Here is a 17,476-nt window from a genome sequence, read left to right on the forward strand (position 1 = left end):
GGCTGCGCCCGCTCGGCCGACAGCCCGGGGCCTCGGCCAGGCTGCGCCGGGGGATCACCCGGGCGCTGGCGGAGCGCCCGGACCGGTGAGCGCGGGCGGGACCGATCCGGGCGCCGCGCCGCCCGCCGCCGCCCGCGACCAGCGACCGGCGAGGACGGTGCCGACGATCAGCTGGAGCTGGTGGTAGAGCATCAGCGGCAGCACCATCAGCCCGGCTTGCGCTCCGAACAGGACGGTGGCCATCGGCAGGCCGTTGGCCAGGCTCTTCTGCGAACCGCAGAGCACCGCCGCCACGGTGGCCGACCGATCGAGCCCCAGCAGCCGGGCACCGAGCCCGGTGGCCGCCAGGGCGGCGGCGAGCAGGGCGAGCAGCACCGCGAGGAGCCCGAGCAGTGCCAGCGGGGTGGCCAGGCCCCAGATGCCCTGGGACACCGCCGCGCTGAACGCCGTGTAGACGACCAGCAGGATCGAGCCGCGATCCACCGGCGTGAGCACCCGTTTGTGCCGGGACAGCGGACCGCCGAGCCACGGCCGCAGCACCTGCCCGAGCAGGAAGGGCGCGAGCAGCTGCAGCCCGATCCGCAGCAGCCCGTCGGCGGACAGCTCGGTGTGCGAACCCAGCAGCCAGGCCGCCAGCACCGGCGTCAGCACCAGGCCCGCCAGGCTGGAGTAGGTGCCGGCACAGATCGCCGCCGGGACGTTGCCCCCGGCGGCGCCGGTGAGCGCCACCGAGGACTGCACCGTCGAGGGCACCAGACAGAGGAACAGCACCCCGGTCTGCAACGGCCCGGTGAGCGGGACGGGCGTGAGCAGCGCGGTGGCCACGCCGAGCAGCGGGAAGAGGACGAAGGTGGTGGCCACCACCAGCCCGTGCAGCCGCAGGTGGCGCAGCCCGGCCAGGGCCTCGCGGGTGGAGAGCCGGGCGCCGTAGAGGAAGAACAGCAGTGCCACTGCGAGGTCGCAGGCCACTTCGGCGACCCGTGCCGAGGCGCCGGAGACCGGGAACAGCGCGGCCAGCCCGACCGTCCCGGCCAGCGCCGCCATGTACGGGTCCAGCCAGCGCGGCAGCAGTCTTCGGGAGCGGGGCCCGGAGCCGCGTCGCGTCCGCGCCCGTACCTCCAGCGCCTTTGCCCCGCGGGGCCGCTCCCCGCGCGCCCGGAGCCCTGGTGGCTGCTCCGGGCGCGCCAGGCCGTCGGTCACGGGCCGCCTCCCGTCACCGGGCGGAGGGCGGGCCCGGAGGAGGAACCCGGGCCGAGCAGGCCGCCCACCAGCGAGCCGGCGCCGTCGTGGTCGCTGCCCGCGGAGCCGCTGCCGTTCTGGAGGTTGGCCGTACGGTCGATCTCGAGCCAGGAGTCGGCGTTCGAGTTGTCCACGACCGTGATCAGCCCGCCGCCGGCGGCCGCGGGCGCCGCGGCCCCCGCGAGCAGGGCGCAGGCCCCGGCCAGCCCCAGCGCGGTGGCCCGCAGGGCGGCGGCCGCCGAGGGCTGGGCCGACGAGGGCAGGACGGGCGAGGGCCGGGCCGGCCTGAGCTGCCCGGCCCTCATGCCGTCACCGCCATCAGCCCCCTGGGGCGCGCGATGTTCCGCTCCAGCAGCTCGGTCGACTCCCGCACGCCGACCTGCTCACGCCCCCCGGACGGGGTGGGCAGCCGTCCGTCGGCGCTCTTCAGCTCGGACAGGGCGTCGTCCATCGCCCGGTGCGCGGCGAACAGGCACGGGGTGCTGTAGATGGCCACGTCCACCCCCAGGGCCGACAGCTCCGAGAGCGACAGCCGGGGCGACTTGCCGCCCGCGATCTGGTTGAACAGCAGCGGCTTGTCGCCGACCACCCGGCGGATCCGGCGGATCCACTCCTCGCTGCGCACGCCGTCCACGAGCACCACATCGGCGTCGGTGGCGGCGAGCGCCCGGGCCCGGCGCAGGATGTCGGCCTCCTCGGTGGCGTCGGTGCGCGCGACCACCACCAAGTCCGTCCGGTTGGCGAGGACGAGCTCCAGCTTCTCCAGGTACTCCTCCAGCGGGAGCACCAGCTTGCCGTCCGCGTGCCCGCAGCGGCGCGGCCGCTTCTGGTCCTCCAGGATCACGCCCGACGCGCCGATCCGTTCGAGCTTGCGCACGACGTGGCAGGCCACCTCCGGATCGACGTAGCCGTCGTCGATGTCGACCAGCAGGTGGTGCCGGGGAAAGGCTCCGCGCAGCCGTTCGACGAAGCCCACCATGTCGGGCCAGGCGATGAAACCGATGTCCGGCAGCCCGTAGTAGGAGGCCGCGAAGCCGAAGCCGGAGACGAACATGCCGTCGTAGTGCTCGGCCGCGATGGAGGCCGAGTACATGTCGTAGACGCCGATCAGCGGCGTCGCCCCCGGGCCCGCGATCTCCGCGCGCAGCCGCTGCCCGGGGCTGTCCGTTGCCGTGTTTCCGTGGAACAAGGTCTTCTCCTCACTGGGGATGACTTTGCCTGAACTTGGTGCTTACCAGACCGAACTGAGGTGTCATCACTATGCGCTCTTTAAGGTTCCGTGGGCAAATCTTTAAGTGAGATTCACTCGCGAGAGTGAAGAAATGTCGAAGATATGGAAGATGCTGATATGCATATCGGCTAAATGATGTGACGCTTCAGCAAGGTGGTCGGGGTCGGCGCCCCGGAGGCAGGGCTGTCGGAGTCGACTGCCGTCACGTGAATCGCCGGGCGGGCGGTTCTCAGGCCCGGTCGACCATTTTGCCCGTCATGAGCTGCCCTTTCAGCAAGGTGCGTACCCCGCCGCCGACGCTTGCGAATATGCCCCCATCGGCATTCCTGCGGACTTCCACCCGCAATCTGGAGAAGCCGAGTTCGGTGGTGCCCTGGACGATGTCGAACACCAGGGGCTTGTCGATCGGCCCCGTGTGCGCCAGCCATCCGGCCGTCGCCAGTGCGGCCGAGCCTGTGGCGGGGTCTTCCGCGCAAACCGGCTCGGGAACGAAGACCCGAGCGCGGACTTCGGGCAGTTGCGGAACGAACACTGCCACCCCGAAGACGCCGGCCAGTCCGGGCACCCTCTCGGCGAGCGCCGCAACCCTGTGCGGCAGGGCCTCGGCCGACTCCAGATCGGCGGCGCTCACCGGGAGGCAGGCGAACCCGAGCCCGGCCGATGCCAATCTCACGGGCCCCACTGCCGCGTCCGGAGCGAGCCCAACCGCTTCGCATACGAGATCCGGAACGACGGGCGGACCCACCTGGCAGGCCCGTTCCTCCAGTACCGCACTTTCCCCTGTCGGCCCCACCTGCGCGTGAACGATTCCGCCTCGAGTGCGCAGCGCCACCCGGCCGGGCTGGGCCAGGCCCTGCCGCACCGCCACTGCGGCTGCTCCCACGAGTGGATGACCTGCGAAGTCCAGCTCGACGTAGGGGGTGAAGATTCGCACCTCCACCTCTCCTCCGTCACCCCGGCGCAGGAAGACGGTTTCCGGCATGGCCAGGCGGGCCGCCAGGCGTTGCATCAGCGCATCGTCACATGCGGCAGCGCACGTGACCACTCCGAGTGGCCCTCCGGTCAGCGGCTCATTCCCGAATACTTCGACCAGTTCGAATTTCATGCACCCGTCATCGCCGGAGAAGGTCGAGTTGTCGCTCGCGAGTGTGGGGAGCGCAGGGGTGCCGGCGGAGTGGGTCGTCATCGCGGTTCTCTCTTCGAGTGGCTCTGCTGTCGTCGGCTGGGCTGTCGTCCGTGGCTGCCGGGGTCGACATTGAGCATGGTGATCATCGGGCCGGCGGGGTCGGTTCGTGGAGGACGGCCGAGGCGAGTGCCGAGTCCGGGGCGCCCAGGTCTGCACGCGCGGATCCGTGCGTGCGTCAGGGCTCCTCATGGATTGGACGTTATATCCAGCCTGGACTAAGTGTCCACCAGGGGTGCCTTCTCGCGAACGGTCCGGTGCGAGAGCAAGGTCGATCACGGGGTGCCGGACCCCTGCCGGCAAGCCCCTCCGAAGTGCGCCGACCGACCCGGACCCGCCGAGCGCGGACGTCCGCACCGCCCACTCCGCGCGTCAACCCTCGAAGGGCTCGACAGCGCGGCCCGCAAGGGCAAGGACAGCGGCGGACCGCCCGTCATCACCGACCTCATGGTGCACACCGTCCTGCGGCGCCGCGCGGGCGGCGGTCGGTCGAACAGATCCAGCCCGGCCTGATCATCCCCGCAGGCAAGCGGAAGGGGCGGAACCCCTCCGTCGCGAGCATCTACCGGGCGCCGGCCGAGCACGCCAAGTGCGAGGTGTGCCCCGAGGCCGTCGAACAGGCCCACATCGACTTCGCCGTCCTTCAGGTCGGCCAAGTCCCCGGTGCCCGCCTGGCTGTCCCGGGCCGAGTGCCGCTCTGACCGCAGAGCACTGTCTCTCGCTTCGCCGTGGCTTCGGGGGAGCAGGGCCGTGTACGGGGCGAAGCCGGCGCCGGGGCCCGGCCGGTGAGGAGTGGGCCCCGGCGCGTGAGGGGTCAGGCGCGCGGGAGCGGGGGAGCGGCGCGGCGTTCGCGCAGTGTCCGGAGCATCCGGCGGGTGGCCTTGGTCGCGACCGGGGGCAGGAGCTCCAGGGCGAGCCGCCGTGAGGTGGAGCGCTGGATCGGGCCCTTGACCTGGTAGTTGAGGCGCATCACCCGGGCGCCGGCGATGGTGTCCTCGTCGACGGTGTACCCCTCGGCCGGCCAGTCGCGCTCCCGCAGGACGGCCTGGGCGGCCGCCGCGTCGCCCCAGGTGCCGTAGAACTTCATCGGGGTGAGCAGGACCGGCCGCAGTCCGCCGGTGAAGACCGCCTCCCAGACCGCGGCGGAGACGCCCGGGGTGTGCTCGGAGCGGTAGTCGTCCAGGGCGACCACGCCGTTCTCGCCGAGCGCGGCCCGGGCCACCGCGATGTCCCCGGCGACGTGCTCGTAGAGGTGGGAGGCGTCGACGTGGACGAAGCGGCAGCTGTCCGCCCGGACGCGGCCGTCGGCCAGCACCGAGGTCGGGGCCTGCACTATCTCGGGCAGCTCGCCGTGGAAGGCGAGGTAGTTGGCCTCGAAGGCGCTGCGGGTGAGGGTCTTGCGGTAGGACATGTTCATCTCGGCGGCGTTGTCGGCGTCGCCCGCCTCGGAGTCGAACAGGTCGCAGACCGTCAGCCGCTCACCCGGCTGCAGGTGGTCGCCGAGCAGGACGGCGCTGCGGCCGAGGTAGCTGCCGAGCTCCAGGATGTCGCCGGTGACGCCGGCCGCGGTCTGGGCGGACAGCAGGTGGCTGAAGGCGGCCCGGTCGAGGCTGAAGAACCAGCCGGGAATGTCGTCCCGCTTCAGCGGCGCGGAGTGGACTGCGGCCTCGACCGCGGTCTCGGACATGGGCACGGCGGCCTCCAGGGGGACGGCGGGGCGCGGTGGCGGGTCACGCCCGCGGAGGGGGACGCCGAGGACGTGAGGCGGATCATCATAGCGACGCCGGGGTGGGGGAGAGCCAGATGCGGAACGGCCTAAATCCGGCTCTTCGCTCTGCCGTTCGGCAGCGGTTCACGCCTTCGTTTTCGCTCCCGAATCGCCTGGTCGGCCTGGGCCCTCTCTTTCGGATCATGCCGGGCGCACGACGCCGGAGCACGCACCTCGCCGCGTTGTCGTCGGTCGCCGATGCTCCGCATGGACTCCCTCCTCCGCCTTGCGATGCACGCACTCCGACGCCGCACGCTGATCCGACGTGATCCGAAAGAGAGGACCTAGCCTTCCGAGAGCTCCGCCCCACCCGGCCGTTCCAGCTCCGCGATGGTCTCGGACAGCCAGGCCCGCTCGGCCGCCGTGGAGGCCCGGGCGACGAGCAGCATCCCGCGCCGGAAGGGGTTCGGCTCGCGCTCGGCGGTCACCGGCTGCCCCGTCCCGTCGTAGAAGAAGCTGCTCGGAGCGTCCAGGAAGGCCAGTCGGCGGCGGAGCACGGCGGCCTGCCGGGGCGGGTCGGCGAGATGGTGCAGGAACGTGGTGACGGTGAAGAATCGGATCTGGTCGGTGATCTCGGCCTGCTCCGGGTCGGCCAGGCGGCGCAGCAGTTCGGCCCGCCCCCGCGCCGTCAGCTCCAGCGTCTGCCGCGGTGCGGCGCCGCTGCCCGGTTCGGTGCGGCGGTGCAGCAGTCCGGCCTTCTCCAGCCGGGCGATGGCGGGGTAGAGCGCGCCGTCGCTCACCGGTCGGACATGACCGGTCAGTCCGGTGATCCGGGACTTGAGCTCGTAGCCGTGAAGCGGCTGGTCGTACAGGAAACCGAGGATCGCGAGCGTCAACACGGCTGGAGCCCTTCGGTCGGAGTGCGCCCTGTGGAGTCGTCATGTTACCTCTTGTCGATGTGCCTCGAAACGATGTATCTCTATTCGAGGCAGGTCGAGAGGGCCGCAGCCGATCGAGGAGAGCCGAGGCGGGCCGGGGCCCGCCCGGTCACGTACGAGCACCACAGGGGAAGGGGAAAGGGCATGCGCGGCCAGTTGCGCCGACTCACGGCATTGGCGGTACCCGTCTACGCGGAGCTGCTGTCCGGGGTGATCGCCTCGGTGATCGGGGCCCTCTGGGTGGCCGGTCTCGGCGGGGCCGCGGTCGCCGCCGTCACCCTGGCCGGCACCGTCGAGAACCTGCTGCTCGGCCTGGTCCTGGTGGTCGCCTCCGGCACCAGCGTCAGGCTCTCCCACGCCCTCGGTGCCGGCGACCACGCCGAAGCCGCCCGGACCACCCGCGCGGCCTGGCGGCTCTGTGCCGCTGTCAGCGCGGCGCTCGCCGTCCCCGGCTTCCTGCTGCGCGACCGCCTGGCAGGCGCCTTCCTGGACGGCGAAGCCGCCGAGCAGGCCGCCGGTTACCTCGCCGTCGCGTTCCCGGCCTTCGCGCTCTTCGTCGGCCAGCGCGTCGCCGACGAGCTGTTCAAGGGCGCGGGCGACACCCGCACCCCGATGCGGATCGCCCTGCTCTCCAACGCGCTGCTGCTCCTCCTCGACCCCCTGCTGATCCTCGGCCCGGGGCCGCTGCCCGCCCTCGGCGTGCCGGGCGCCGCCCTGGCCCTGGTCCTCTCCCGGGCGATCGCCCTCGCCGTCACCCTGCGAGTGCGGCGACGGCGGCGACTACGGAAGCCGGTGAGACGCGAGGAACCGCAGCCGCAGGACCCCGGCGGCACCGGGGGAGCGGGCGCGGCGGCGGTACGGATCCTGCGCGCGGGCGCACCGTTCGGTCTGGACTTCACCGCCCGGATGGCCGTCGGAACCGCCCAACTCGGACTGGTCGCGGGCTTCGGCGTCGCGGCGGTGGCCGGCTACGGCCTCGGCTACCGCGTCCTGCTCGTCGCCACCATGGCCTTCTACGCGCTGCGCCAGGCCGCCGCGATCGAGGCGGCACGGCTGACCGGCGCGGGAGAGGTCGCCGCGCTGCACACCCTGCGCCGCGCCACCGGACGCCTCGCCGCGCTGCTCGGTGGGGTGGCGGCGCTGCTCGCCGTCACGCTCGCCGTGCCGCTGACCGCGCTCTTCACCGAGGACCGGGCAGTGGCCGCGCAGTCCGTCGGCTTCCTGCGCTCGGCGGCCCTCTACCTGCTGCCGTACGCGCTGGTGGTGGCGGTCGGCGGAGTGCACCAGGCGGCGGGCGCCGGGCGCCCGCTGGTGATCTCCGTCCTGCTCGGTCTCGCGGCCCAACTCGCCGCCTCGGCGGCCCTGTCCGGGCCGCTGGGGGTGTCGGGGGTGTGGCTCGGGCCTGCGGTGGGCGCGGCCGTGCAGCTCGCGCTGCTCGCCACACTGACACGGTCGCGGAGTCCGCGCGGGACTGTCGGTGGTGTGTGCCAGGGTGGGGGCCATGGCACACACCCCGGACGGGCGGCCGATCCCGCCCCCGCACACCGATGAACGCACCACGCTGGAGAACTGGTTGGACTTCCAGCGGGCCACGCTCGCCCGGAAGGCCGACGGCCTCGACGACCACCAGGTGCGGCTGGCGTCCGTCCCACCGTCCACGATGACCCTGCTGGGCCTGGTTCAGCACCTCGCCGAGGTCGAACGCACCTGGTATCAGCGGGTGTTCGCCGGGCAGGACGTCCCGCCGGTGTACGGCGCGGACAACGCCGACGGCTACGGGCTGGCCCCGGAGCGCGGGATGGCCGAGGCGCTGCGGGACTGGCAGACGGAGGTCGACCGGGGCCGGGAGCTGACCGCGGACAAGCCGCTGGAGGCGGCCGGCCCGCTCTCCCCGCAGGTCGCCGCGGTGATCGGCGCGGACAGCGTCTCGCTGCGCTGGATCCTGGTGCACCTGATCGAGGAGTACGCCCGCCACAACGGCCACGCCGACCTGCTCCGGGAGTCCGTCGACGGCGCCACCGGGGTGTGAACCAAACCGGGGTCTGACGGCACGGGCGTTGCTCAGCGCCGGCCGGCGGACTCCGGCCGCGCGCCCGACGCCGGACCGGCGGCCCGGCCGGCAGCCCCACCGGCCGTCGGTCCGGCCGCCCGTCCGGGCAGCCGCGCGGCGAGCAGCGTCCCCGCGGCCTGACGTCCTCCCGGAGTGAATGCAGCGGACGGGCGGAGGTGAGTCCCCGGAAAGGTCGAGGACCTTGTCGCGGGGTTCATGGCGCCGCTGTCCGCGTCGCTATCTCGGCGACGCGGGCGCGCCGAGTTCGGCGGGTGTGGTGCGGCGGCGCCCGAACGGCCAGACCCGGAGGCGTCGTTGTCTCGGAGCGTTGTCTGCTTGCCGAAGCTCGGCGTATCGGATGAGCGACTCCGGACTCGCCGTGCGGACCCAGACCGGGGCGCCGATCAGGATGCGCTCCGTGCCGACCAGCCCCTCATCGTGGAAGGTCCAGCGCCCGGGGTCGAGGACGATGTCCTCGTAGATCACGGCGAACCACTCGCAGCGGTCTGCGGAGCCGAGGGTGAACCCACGAGTCCAGGGGCGGCCTGCGTGCTCTTCATCGGGGCGTGAACTTCCCTGGTACAGGGCGATCTTCAGCGCTTCGACGGCCAGAGCCTGCGAGTCGCCCCAGAAGGACTCCGGATCAGCGCGTCGGGCCTCCAGCAGGTTCGACACCGCGAACCACGCCGACGAGGACCATCCGCTCTCCGGCGCGTCGGACGCTCTGAAGTGGGGCGTGTTGTCGAGGCTGCCGAACAGGACCAGGTCGACTCGCTGCCCGCTGGAACTGTGGGTCCGCGTGTGAAGCAGTAGACCCTTGTCCCGGGCAGGCCCGCCGATGAAGCGCGCGAACTCGACTCGGCCGACGCCTTCGGCGAACTGGGCGGGCGGCGGCGAGTCGAAGGTCACCGCTGTCTGCGGGCCCAAGGCCTTGCGGATGCGGATCGCCATCTCCCGGCGGTCCGGCTCCTTGGCCGGCGGAGCCGCCGACACCTGCGGTACAGGGGCACCACCGATCGATGACGGCATGCCAACCGAGGTCAGCGTCCACTTCCCGAGCGAGATCCCGTTGTCGCCGGCCAGACCGCGCACCTGTCGGTCGGACCAGTACAGGAACCTGCCGACGTCATCCTGGCGAGCCACCGGAACTCCTTCTTGTGCTGCGCGAGGCCTCCGTGTCGCGCAGTGCGTTGGCGGGAGCGGCGGATTCGAGTCGAGCTGCAGGCCTCCCCGCTCCCGGGACGGTACCAGGAGGGCAGGGCCCTGCGGCCCAGTATCCGGGGCGGCCATCCGCAACAAGGGCGCTGAGTGTGGCTGTGTCACCGGTCTGCGGCCGACCCGGCTGTGCTGCCGAGCCTTGCGCACCCAAGTGATCATGAAAGTGCCGTTCCCCGAGCGCGTTTGAACGGGTCGGACGGGACGGCTCCGGTGATGCTCGCGGCCAGGACGAGCCCCCGGTGGTGCCGTGGCGGGTTCACCGGGCGGAGGGCCGAGGTGGGCGTCCAGTGTGGCGTGCAGCAGTGGCTCGACGGAGTCGTCGCCGGTGATGAGGCGCAGGCTGCCCCAGGTGCGCAGTTGGGCGAGGCCGTGCAGGTTGGACCAGAGGGCGGCGGTGGCGGCGGCCGGATCGTCGGACTGAGGGTGCACCTCGGTGACCAGGCCGACGAAGGTGAGGAACAGCGGCAGGGTGGTGCGGCGGAGTTCGATGCCGCTGCCCTCCAGCAGGTCGTGACGGAACATCAGCTTGACCATGCCGGGGTTGGCGGCCGCGAAGCCGAGGTAGGCGCGGGCGAGCGCGTCGAGGCGGCCAGTTGCGTGTGGACAGTGTCTACTCGCGGCCGCACCGATGCCCGGGCAGAATCGATCGCGTGACCGATCACGTGGACGAAGGCGGCGAGCCGGCCTGCTGGTTGGACCGGGTGTGCCCGGAGTGCGGACGACTGCGCGAGCGGACCGGCCCGGGCCCCTGCGAGAACTGCGGCGCGGACGGCGCGGACGGCACGGACGGCGCGGACGCGCAGGGCGACGGGTCAGGCGACTGAGACCGACCCCGGCCCGGCCGGGGTCAGCCGGGCCGGCGCCCCGCGGAGCCGCCGCTACTGGGGCGGCTGGTCGCGGAACTGGTTCTTGAGCTGCTCCTGGGCGGCGTCGACCTGCCCGCTGTACTTGCCCTCGGTGCGCTGGTCGACGGCGTCGCCCGCCTTGTCGACGGCCTTGTCGGCCTGGTCCTCGTGGCCCTTCAGCAGGCTCTTGAGCTTATCCATCATGGACATCTGGTCACACTCCTGGATGAGACGCCCCCACCCCTCCAATATCGCCGCGTGCGCTGCGGTCCGCATCCCGCAAGGTGTGCGTAAAGGCTTGGCAACGGGATTCCGATCATGTCCAATCATGACCCTCACGGCCCGTCGGAAGGAGTCGCCCTGATGCTGCGCACCCGTCGCTCCACCTCGCCGCTCGACCGTTCCACCCCGCTCGACCGTTCCACCCCGTACGACCGTTCCACCTCCCCAGGACGCCCGCGAACCGCCGTCACCCGGCGGAGTGCGGGCGCCGCCCTGACCGTCGCCGCCCTGATCGCCCCGCTGCTGCTGGCCGGCGCCGGCAGCGCCTCGGCCGACCCGGACCCGGCGCGCAAGGGCGCCAAGCTGGCCTCCCGGCTGGTCGAGGCGAGCAGCGCCCGGGACGCCCGGGCCACGCTGGCCGCGCTCCAGCTGATCGCGGACCGCAACGGCGGTACCCGGCCGGCCGGTTCGAAGGGGCACGACCAGTCCGCGCAGTACGTCTACGAGCAGGCGCGGCGGGCCGGACTCAACGTGTCCAAGCAGGAGTTCGTCTACACCTACTTCGAGGCCCGCTCCGAGCACCTCGACGTGGTCTCCCCGAAGGCCGAGTCGGTGCCGGTGATCGCCATGACGTACTCGGTGAGCGGTCCGGAGGCGGGCCTGACCGCGGACCTGGCGGTCGCTCCGGTCGGCGCCACCACCGGCTGCACGCCCGCCGACTACCCGGCGGGCGCCTTCACCGGCAAGATCGCCCTGATCCGGCGCGGCGGGTGCAGTTTCGCCGAGAAGCAGGCCGCCGCGGCCGGCGCGGGGGCGGCCGGGGCGATCATCTACAACAACACCGAGGGCAGCCTCAACGGGACGCTCAGCGAGCCGACGGCGGGGAGGATCCCGACCGGCGGGATCACCGAGGCCGCGGGCGAGGCGCTGGCCGCCCAGGCCGCCGCCGGGCCCGTCCGGGTGACCCTGGACATCCGCACCTTCATGGAGCAGCGCAAGACCTGGAACGTCATCGCCGAGACCCGCGGCGGCGACCCGAACCACACCGTGATGGTCGGCGCGCACCTCGACTCCGTCCCCGAGGGGCCGGGCATCAACGACAACGGCTCCGGCACGGCCGGAATCCTGGAGGTCGCGAAGAACCTCAGCGTCCACCCGGTGAAGAACAAGGTCAGGTTCGCCTGGTGGTCGGCCGAGGAGTTCGGCCTCAAGGGCGCCGAGAAGTACGTGACCTCCCTCTCCGACGCGGAGAAGAAGAAGATCAGCCTCTACCTCAACTTCGACATGATCGCGTCCCCCAACTACGCGCAGTTCGTCTACAACGGCTCCGGCAGCGCCGGCGGGGACGCGGGCCCCGAGGGCTCGGCCCAGCTGGAGCGGGACATCAACGGCTACCTGGAGGGCCGGGGCCTGCCGCACGACCCGACCGCCTTCGACGGCCGCTCCGACTACGGTCCGTTCATCGACGCGGGCATCCCGGCCGGCGGCACCGACACCGGTGCCGAGAAGGTCAAGTCCCCGGAGCAGGCGGCCCGTTACGGCGGTACGGCCGGCGTCGCGTACGACCCGTGCTACCACAAGGCCTGCGACAACCTGGGCAACATCGACATGGGCGCCTTCGACGTCAACGTCGACGTGATCGCGAACGCCGTCGGCACCTACGCCTGGGACCTCTCCTCGCTGCACCGGCCCGTCCCGGCCCAGCGCCCGGCCGTGAAGGCGGCGCCCGGCGTCGGCGCGGGCGCGACGGGTATCGGCGGCACCAACGGCGACCGCTCCCACGGCGTGGCGGCCTGACGCCCGGGTGGGCCCACCGCCACCCCTGGCCGGCGGGCCCACCCGACCGCCGTACGCGACTGCTCCATCCGGGACCTCCCTCCGTCATCGCCCCTGGTGGCCACGGGTGCCGTCACCGTAGCGGAGAGCACTGACAAATCCGGCCGCGGGCCGGTACGGTGCCGCGCGGGGCGCATCCGCCGAGACCCGGTGGGTGCGCCGAGCACGGTCCTGACACCATGGGACCGAGATCACGACACCGTGACACCCTCGGAGGAGTCAGCAACATGAGCACGCACTACGACGTCGTCGTCCTCGGCGCGGGCCCGGGCGGCTACACCGCCGCCGTCCGTTCGGCCCAGCTGGGGCTGAAGGTCGCGGTCATCGAGGCCAAGTACTGGGGCGGCGTCTGCCTCAACGTCGGCTGCATCCCCTCCAAGGCCCTGCTGCGCAACGCCGAGCTCGCCCACATCTTCACCAAGGAGGCCAAGACCTTCGGCATCAAGGTCGAGGGCCAGGTGACCTTCGACTTCGGCGAGGCCTTCCGGCGCAGCCGGTCGGTGGCCGACGGCCGGGTCAAGGGCGTCCACTACCTGATGAAGAAGAACGGCATCACCGAGTACGACGGCTGGGGCACCTTCGTCGACGACCACACCCTCCAGGTGGCGCTCAGCGGCGGCGGCTTCGACGTCGTCACCTTCGACCACTGCGTCATCGCCGCCGGTGCCACCACCCGCCTGCTGCCCGGCACCAGCCTGAGCGACCGCGTGGTCACCTACGAGGAGCAGATCCTCACCGAGCAGCTGCCGGAGAGCATCATCATCGCGGGCGCCGGCGCGATCGGCGTCGAGTTCGCCTACGTGCTGCACAACTACGGCGTGAAGGTCACCATCGTCGAGTTCCTGGACCGCGTGGTGCCGCTGGAGGACGTCGAGGTCTCCACCGAACTCGCCAAGCAGTACCGCAAGCTGGGCATCGAGGTGCTGACCTCCACCCGGGTCGAGTCGATCGACGACAGCGACCCGAACGCCAAGGTCCGGGTCACCGTCACCAAGGACGGCCAGCAGCAGGTGCTGGAAGCCGACAAGGTGCTCCAGGCGATCGGCTTCGCGCCGCGGGTCAACGGCTACGGCCTGGAGAACACCGGGGTCAAGCTCACCGACCGCAACGCCATCGCGGTGGACGGCCGCGGCCGCACCAGCGTCGAGCACATCTTCGCGATCGGCGACGTGACCGCCAAGCTGATGCTCGCGCACGCCGCCGAGACGATGGCCGTGATCGCCGCCGAGACCATCGGCGGGGCGGAGACCATGGAGGTCGACTTCGCCATGATCCCGCGCGCCACCTACTGCCAGCCGCAGATCGCCTCCTTCGGCTACACCGAGGCGCAGGCCCGCGACCTGGGCTACGACGTCAAGGTCGCCAAGTTCCCGTTCACCGCCAACGGCAAGGCGCACGGGCTCGGCCACCCGATCGGCTTCGTCAAGGTCATCAGCGACAGCACCCACGGCGAGCTGCTCGGCGCCCACCTGATCGGCCCCGAGGTCACGGAGCTCCTGCCGGAGCTGACGCTGGCCCAGCAGTGGGACCTGACCGTCCACGAGGTCGCCCGCAACGTGCACGCCCACCCGACCCTGGGCGAGGCGGTCAAGGAGGCCATCCACGGCCTCGCCGGTCACATGATCAACATGTGACGCGCCCTCCCCGAGCGCACGCCGCGCCCCCGTCGAGCGACCGCTCGGCGGGGGCGCGGCGCGGTTCCGCCCAAGGGCCAGGGGTGCTGGAAAGGGCCCCGTGGCCGTCAGGCGTGCCCGGCGATCAGGCCGAGCCGGCCGTCGAAGCGGCGGTAGAGCACCCGGCCCCGGCCGCTGACCGGGTGGGCGAAGAACAGGAACGGCAGCTCCGCGCCCGCCAGCCGGTCGACGGCCTGCGCCTCCGTCAGCCGGGGCGCGCCGTGCGGGCTGAGGGTGATCGGCGAGGTCCGGCGGCCGGGCGGACCGGCGGGGACGGTACGGGCGAGGCGGTAGCCGGTCGGGCCGACCCGGTAGACCACGGCGTCGGTCTCGGTCGCCGGATCGGTGAACAGGTGGATGTCGTAGTCCATCGCGTCCATGGTCCGGGCGGCGGCCGCCGGCGAGCACCACACCAGCGAGGGCTCCTTGCGGCGGACCACCCGGAGCTCGCGGACGGCCCCGCCGCCCGGCCCACTGCCGTCCGGCCCACCGCCGCCCGGCCCACCGGAGTCCGGCGCACGGTGGCCCGGCCAGGGGCGCGGCGCCCAGGCCCCGGTGACGGCCCTGATCCTGCCGCGCAGCGCGTCACTCACCCGGTCGATCGAGTCGCCCAGCCCGGCCGCGGCCTCCTGGACGCGGATCCGCCGACCGTCCACCTCGGCGTTCACCTGCGCCAGCACGCCCCCGGCCACGGCCGCGAGCCGGACCCGCAGGGCCTCCACCAGCGTCCCGACCCCCGGAGCCGCCGCCGCGGCGGCCACCCGGGCCCGCGTCTCGGCCAGGACCTCGCCGGTCAGCCCCTCGAACGCCCTCACCGTGACCAACTCGCCCATCCCCAGGCCCTTCCACTCCCAGCCGGCGCATACCGGCGACCAGGATCCCGGGCCCCTGGCCGCGCGGCCAGGGCCCAACGGCCCCACTGCGGGGGGCCGGGCGGACCAGCCGGGCGGTGGGGAGGGCGACCCGTGCCGCAGGTGAACGGGACGGGAGAGGCACCGTGCCCCGGCCGGTGGGCGCCGCTACGGGGGAGCGCGGCACGTTGCGGTGGCGGCTGCTGACGGCGGACCGGGGACGACGATGAGTCGTGGCCTGTGACGAACAGGCGCCGCGCCCTCACCCGCCGGGCCGGCCGCCCCCGCCCTGCTCCGGGCGCCGACCCCGGTCCGCTCCGCGGCCGGGCCGGTCGCCCGCCGCAGCGGCCTGCGCCCCCGGGAGGCCGGGCGTGCCGCGGGTGCGCAGCTCGCCGAGCACCGCCCAGCCGACCGACACCACCGGCACCGCCACCACCGCGCCCAGGACCCCCGCCAGCACCGCGCCGCCGGCCACCGACACCGCGATCACCACCGGGTGGATGCGGACGGACCAGCTGAGCACCAGCGGATGCAGCAGATGCCCCTCGATCTGGCCGATGACCACGATCAGTGCGAGCACCAGCAGCGCGATCACCGGCCCCCGGGCGGCGAGCGCGACCACGGCGGCGACCGCCAGGGCGATCGGGGAACCGATCAGCGGGATGAGGGTCGCCGCGAACTCCAGCACCATCAGCGGCAGGACCAGCGGCACCCGCAGGATCGCCAGCGCGATGCCCACCAGCACCGCGTTGGAGGCCGCCACGATCAGCACGCCCCGGGTGTAGCCCGCGAAGGTGAGCCAGGCGGCGCGGCCGGCGCGGTCCCAGGCCGAACGGCTCCGGACCGGCAGCTGCCGCTGCGCCCAGGTCCACATCCGGTCGCCGGAGTGCAGGAAGAACACCGAGCAGAACACCGCGAGGGCCAGCCCGGTGACCAGCTCGACGATCCGGCCGGCGCCGCTCAGCGCGGTGCTGAGCAGGGTGGAGCGGTGGGCCGAGACGAACGCGCCGATCTTGGCCCGCAGGTCGGTGACGGTGCCGGGCCGCAGGTGGAAGGGGGCGCCGGTGAGCCAGTGGTCGATCCGGGAGAGGCCGCCGCGCAGCTCGTTGCCCAGCCGGCCCCACTCGTCGGCGACGGTGGTGCCGACCAGCGCCAGCACCCCGCCGACGACCGCGAGGGCGCAGAGGAGGACGACCAGGACGGCGAGCGAGCGCGGCATGCCGCGGGCCAGCAGGTCGACCGGCGGGCGCAGCACGGAGGTGATCACCAGCGCCACGAACAGTGCGACGACCGGCAGTTCGAGCCGGGCGAGGACGTCGACGACCAGGTAGGCGGCGAGCCCGAGCAGCACCAGCCGCCAGGTGTACCCGGCCGTCGTCCGCAGTCCGGAGGGGACGTGCTCCCCGGGCGGATACGGGTCGGGGCCCGGGCCCGGAGCCCCCGTCCGGGTCCGGCGCGCCGACACCCGGGGGCGGCGGCTGCCCAGCGGCACGGGCCGCCGGTCCGGTCCGGCGCCGTTCACTCCCACGGGCGGTCTCCTCGGGCTCGGCCGGGTGTCGTCCTCTCACGTCACGATGACCCATACCGCGACGGTTCGCCCTGCGGCGCCGCCGGGTCCCGTCACCCGGACAGCGGCATGTCGGCCGCGTCGGTGTGCGGGCGCACCGGGCCCGGGCAGACACGGGAACGGCGCCGGTCGCCCCGGGAAGGGCAATGGTCCTCCGTGTACAAGCGGCCGGATGAGGGGAGAATCCATGGCGCAGGGAGGGGGGAGAAGGAGGCCGAGATGAAAAGCCTCACCCGCCGCTACGCGGTGACGCTCCCCGGCCCGATCGGCGGGCACGCTCCACCGTCCGTCGTCGTCGTGTATGAGACGCAGGCCGTCGGTCCCGGCGGGGGCCTGGTCTGGGAGAGCTCGGACGGCGACCTTCGGGTGGAGATCACCGGCGGGGTGGCCACCGTCCTGGCGGCTCCCACAACGGGCAGGCGGCACCCCTGCCTGATGGCGGTGCCGCTGCCGTGAGCACCTCGTCGTGAGCCGTGAGCACCTCGTCGTGAACCGAGAGCGCGTCGTCGTGAACACGTGGGCCGTGAGCGCGTGGTCGTGGGCAGGTGGCCGAGCGCACACGGCCACGACGCGTGTCGAGAGGAAGAGGAAGGCGACGGAGGGCGGAGGTCGCGACGAAAGGTCACCGAGCGCTGGCGGCCAAGGCCTCGCGCACGGTGACCAGGCAGGGGTCGCAGTACCGGTCCGGCCCGGCCGCACCGGCGCCGTCGCCCACCGGGACGACGCGCTGGGAGGGCTCCAGGAACCGCCCGCACAGCGAGGAGCTCGCGTCGTCCTTGGCCACCACGTGCCACACCACGGCGGGTGGGGAGACCGCCGGGTCGTGCTCGGCCCACATCTCGTACACGGCGCTACCTCCGGATCGCTGGGGGCTCGGTGACTCCATGCAAACCCGCGATCTGCCGAACGGCCACC

General features: G+C 72.9%; 17 protein-coding genes and 1 pseudogene. 6 read left to right on the forward strand and 12 right to left on the reverse strand.

All coding sequences use genetic code 11. From position 1 onward, the window contains the following. Positions 1-54: 54 nt before the first annotated feature. The 6 genes from ACFCY1_RS36765 to ACFCY1_RS36790 all read right to left on the reverse strand — a co-directional run bounded on the left by ACFCY1_RS36765 (position 55) and on the right by ACFCY1_RS36790 (position 6,260). Positions 55-1,044 (reverse strand): bile acid:sodium symporter family protein, encoded by a 990-nt coding sequence (locus ACFCY1_RS36765; protein WP_375877371.1) that lies wholly within the window; start codon positions 1,042-1,044, stop codon positions 55-57. A 152-nt stretch (positions 1,045-1,196) separates the two neighbouring features. Continuing rightward, positions 1,197-1,544, reverse strand: coding sequence for a hypothetical protein (locus tag ACFCY1_RS36770; protein WP_375877347.1), 348 nt, complete (start codon positions 1,542-1,544; stop codon positions 1,197-1,199). Then, complete coding sequence (locus tag ACFCY1_RS36775) at positions 1,541-2,428, reverse strand: oxaloacetate decarboxylase (RefSeq protein WP_375877348.1); 888 nt, start codon at positions 2,426-2,428, stop codon at positions 1,541-1,543. Before ACFCY1_RS36775 ends, ACFCY1_RS36770 begins: the two co-directional genes overlap by 4 nt. 271 nt (positions 2,429-2,699) lie before the next feature. Further along, positions 2,700-3,575: a PhzF family phenazine biosynthesis protein gene (locus ACFCY1_RS36780; RefSeq protein WP_375877349.1), complete on the reverse strand. Its 876-nt coding sequence runs from the start codon at positions 3,573-3,575 to the stop codon at positions 2,700-2,702. Positions 3,576-4,467: 892 nt separating this feature from the next. Continuing rightward, a complete protein-coding gene (locus ACFCY1_RS36785; RefSeq protein ID WP_375877350.1) occupies positions 4,468-5,340 on the reverse strand; it encodes a class I SAM-dependent methyltransferase in 873 nt (290 codons plus the stop codon). Positions 5,341-5,705: 365 nt separating this feature from the next. Continuing rightward, positions 5,706-6,260, reverse strand: coding sequence for a PadR family transcriptional regulator (locus tag ACFCY1_RS36790; protein ID WP_375877351.1), 555 nt, complete (start codon positions 6,258-6,260; stop codon positions 5,706-5,708). 183 nt (positions 6,261-6,443) lie between these two features. On the opposite strand from ACFCY1_RS36790, the gene ACFCY1_RS36795 reads away from it, so the two are divergent. Both ACFCY1_RS36795 and ACFCY1_RS36800 read left to right on the forward strand, forming a co-directional pair. Further along, positions 6,444-7,850, forward strand: a complete 1,407-nt coding sequence (locus tag ACFCY1_RS36795) for an MATE family efflux transporter (RefSeq protein WP_375877352.1) — start codon at positions 6,444-6,446, stop codon at positions 7,848-7,850. Beyond that, positions 7,801-8,328: a DinB family protein gene (locus ACFCY1_RS36800; protein ID WP_074003529.1), complete on the forward strand. Its 528-nt coding sequence runs from the start codon at positions 7,801-7,803 to the stop codon at positions 8,326-8,328. The genes ACFCY1_RS36795 and ACFCY1_RS36800 overlap by 50 nt, the downstream gene beginning before the upstream one ends. A gap of 258 nt (positions 8,329-8,586) precedes the next feature. On the opposite strand, the gene ACFCY1_RS36805 is transcribed toward ACFCY1_RS36800, so the two are convergent. Together ACFCY1_RS36805 and ACFCY1_RS36810 are read right to left on the reverse strand one after the other, a co-directional pair. Beyond that, positions 8,587-9,492, reverse strand: coding sequence for a hypothetical protein (locus tag ACFCY1_RS36805; protein ID WP_375877373.1), 906 nt, complete (start codon positions 9,490-9,492; stop codon positions 8,587-8,589). Between the two features lie 417 nt (positions 9,493-9,909). Further along, positions 9,910-10,101 (reverse strand): annotated as a pseudogene (locus ACFCY1_RS36810) (TetR/AcrR family transcriptional regulator); the annotation flags it as partial. Between the two features lie 116 nt (positions 10,102-10,217). On the opposite strand from ACFCY1_RS36810, the gene ACFCY1_RS36815 reads away from it, so the two are divergent. Next, positions 10,218-10,391: a hypothetical protein gene (locus tag ACFCY1_RS36815; protein WP_375877353.1), complete on the forward strand. Its 174-nt coding sequence runs from the start codon at positions 10,218-10,220 to the stop codon at positions 10,389-10,391. 54 nt (positions 10,392-10,445) lie between these two features. Here the strand turns inward: ACFCY1_RS36815 and ACFCY1_RS36820 are convergent, their stop codons facing one another. Further along, complete coding sequence (locus ACFCY1_RS36820) at positions 10,446-10,622, reverse strand: antitoxin (protein WP_049656309.1); 177 nt, start codon at positions 10,620-10,622, stop codon at positions 10,446-10,448. 153 nt (positions 10,623-10,775) lie between these two features. Between ACFCY1_RS36820 and ACFCY1_RS36825 the strand changes: the two genes are divergently transcribed. After that, complete coding sequence (locus ACFCY1_RS36825; RefSeq protein ID WP_375877354.1) at positions 10,776-12,431, forward strand: M28 family peptidase; 1,656 nt, start codon at positions 10,776-10,778, stop codon at positions 12,429-12,431. 266 nt (positions 12,432-12,697) lie between these two features. Then, positions 12,698-14,104: a dihydrolipoyl dehydrogenase gene (lpdA, locus tag ACFCY1_RS36830; protein WP_074003526.1), complete on the forward strand. Its 1,407-nt coding sequence runs from the start codon at positions 12,698-12,700 to the stop codon at positions 14,102-14,104. A gap of 107 nt (positions 14,105-14,211) precedes the next feature. Here lpdA and ACFCY1_RS36835 read toward each other — a convergent pair whose 3' ends face one another. Both ACFCY1_RS36835 and ACFCY1_RS36840 read right to left on the reverse strand, forming a co-directional pair. Beyond that, a complete protein-coding gene (locus ACFCY1_RS36835; RefSeq protein WP_375877355.1) occupies positions 14,212-14,976 on the reverse strand; it encodes a sigma 54 modulation/S30EA ribosomal C-terminal domain-containing protein in 765 nt (254 codons plus the stop codon). A 280-nt stretch (positions 14,977-15,256) separates the two neighbouring features. Further along, positions 15,257-16,522 carry an AI-2E family transporter gene (locus ACFCY1_RS36840; RefSeq protein WP_375877356.1) on the reverse strand — a complete coding sequence of 422 codons (1,266 nt, stop codon included), beginning with the start codon at positions 16,520-16,522 and terminating at the stop codon, positions 15,257-15,259. A gap of 258 nt (positions 16,523-16,780) precedes the next feature. Between ACFCY1_RS36840 and ACFCY1_RS36845 the strand changes: the two genes are divergently transcribed. After that, positions 16,781-17,017 (forward strand): DUF6296 family protein, encoded by a 237-nt coding sequence (locus ACFCY1_RS36845; RefSeq protein ID WP_375877357.1) that lies wholly within the window; start codon positions 16,781-16,783, stop codon positions 17,015-17,017. Between the two features lie 166 nt (positions 17,018-17,183). On the opposite strand, the gene ACFCY1_RS36850 is transcribed toward ACFCY1_RS36845, so the two are convergent. Next, the gene (locus ACFCY1_RS36850) at positions 17,184-17,408 is read right to left on the reverse strand and encodes a hypothetical protein (protein WP_049656887.1); all 225 of its coding nucleotides are present in this window, start codon (positions 17,406-17,408) and stop codon (positions 17,184-17,186) included. Positions 17,409-17,476: the final 68 nt, after the last annotated feature.

The organism is Kitasatospora sp. NPDC056273, assembly GCF_042268845.1.
Classification (GTDB): domain Bacteria; phylum Actinomycetota; class Actinomycetes; order Streptomycetales; family Streptomycetaceae; genus Kitasatospora.

What these genes read in the sequence shown, in the direction of transcription:
- ACFCY1_RS36765 (WP_375877371.1), bottom strand. Translation starts at nt 1,044, where the DNA reads ATGGCGGCGCTGGCCGGGACGGTCGGGCTGGCCGCGCTGTTCCCGGTC.
- ACFCY1_RS36770 (WP_375877347.1), bottom strand. Translation starts at nt 1,544, where the DNA reads ATGAGGGCCGGGCAGCTCAGGCCGGCCCGGCCCTCGCCCGTCCTGCCC.
- ACFCY1_RS36780 (WP_375877349.1), bottom strand. Translation starts at nt 3,575, where the DNA reads ATGAAATTCGAACTGGTCGAAGTATTCGGGAATGAGCCGCTGACCGGA.
- ACFCY1_RS36785 (WP_375877350.1), bottom strand. Translation starts at nt 5,340, where the DNA reads ATGTCCGAGACCGCGGTCGAGGCCGCAGTCCACTCCGCGCCGCTGAAG.
- ACFCY1_RS36795 (WP_375877352.1), top strand. Translation starts at nt 6,444, where the DNA reads ATGCGCGGCCAGTTGCGCCGACTCACGGCATTGGCGGTACCCGTCTAC.
- ACFCY1_RS36800 (WP_074003529.1), top strand. Translation starts at nt 7,801, where the DNA reads ATGGCACACACCCCGGACGGGCGGCCGATCCCGCCCCCGCACACCGAT.
- ACFCY1_RS36820 (WP_049656309.1), bottom strand. Translation starts at nt 10,622, where the DNA reads ATGTCCATGATGGATAAGCTCAAGAGCCTGCTGAAGGGCCACGAGGAC.
- ACFCY1_RS36825 (WP_375877354.1), top strand. Translation starts at nt 10,776, where the DNA reads ATGCTGCGCACCCGTCGCTCCACCTCGCCGCTCGACCGTTCCACCCCG.
- lpdA (WP_074003526.1), top strand. Translation starts at nt 12,698, where the DNA reads ATGAGCACGCACTACGACGTCGTCGTCCTCGGCGCGGGCCCGGGCGGC.
- ACFCY1_RS36835 (WP_375877355.1), bottom strand. Translation starts at nt 14,976, where the DNA reads ATGGGCGAGTTGGTCACGGTGAGGGCGTTCGAGGGGCTGACCGGCGAG.
- ACFCY1_RS36845 (WP_375877357.1), top strand. Translation starts at nt 16,781, where the DNA reads ATGAAAAGCCTCACCCGCCGCTACGCGGTGACGCTCCCCGGCCCGATC.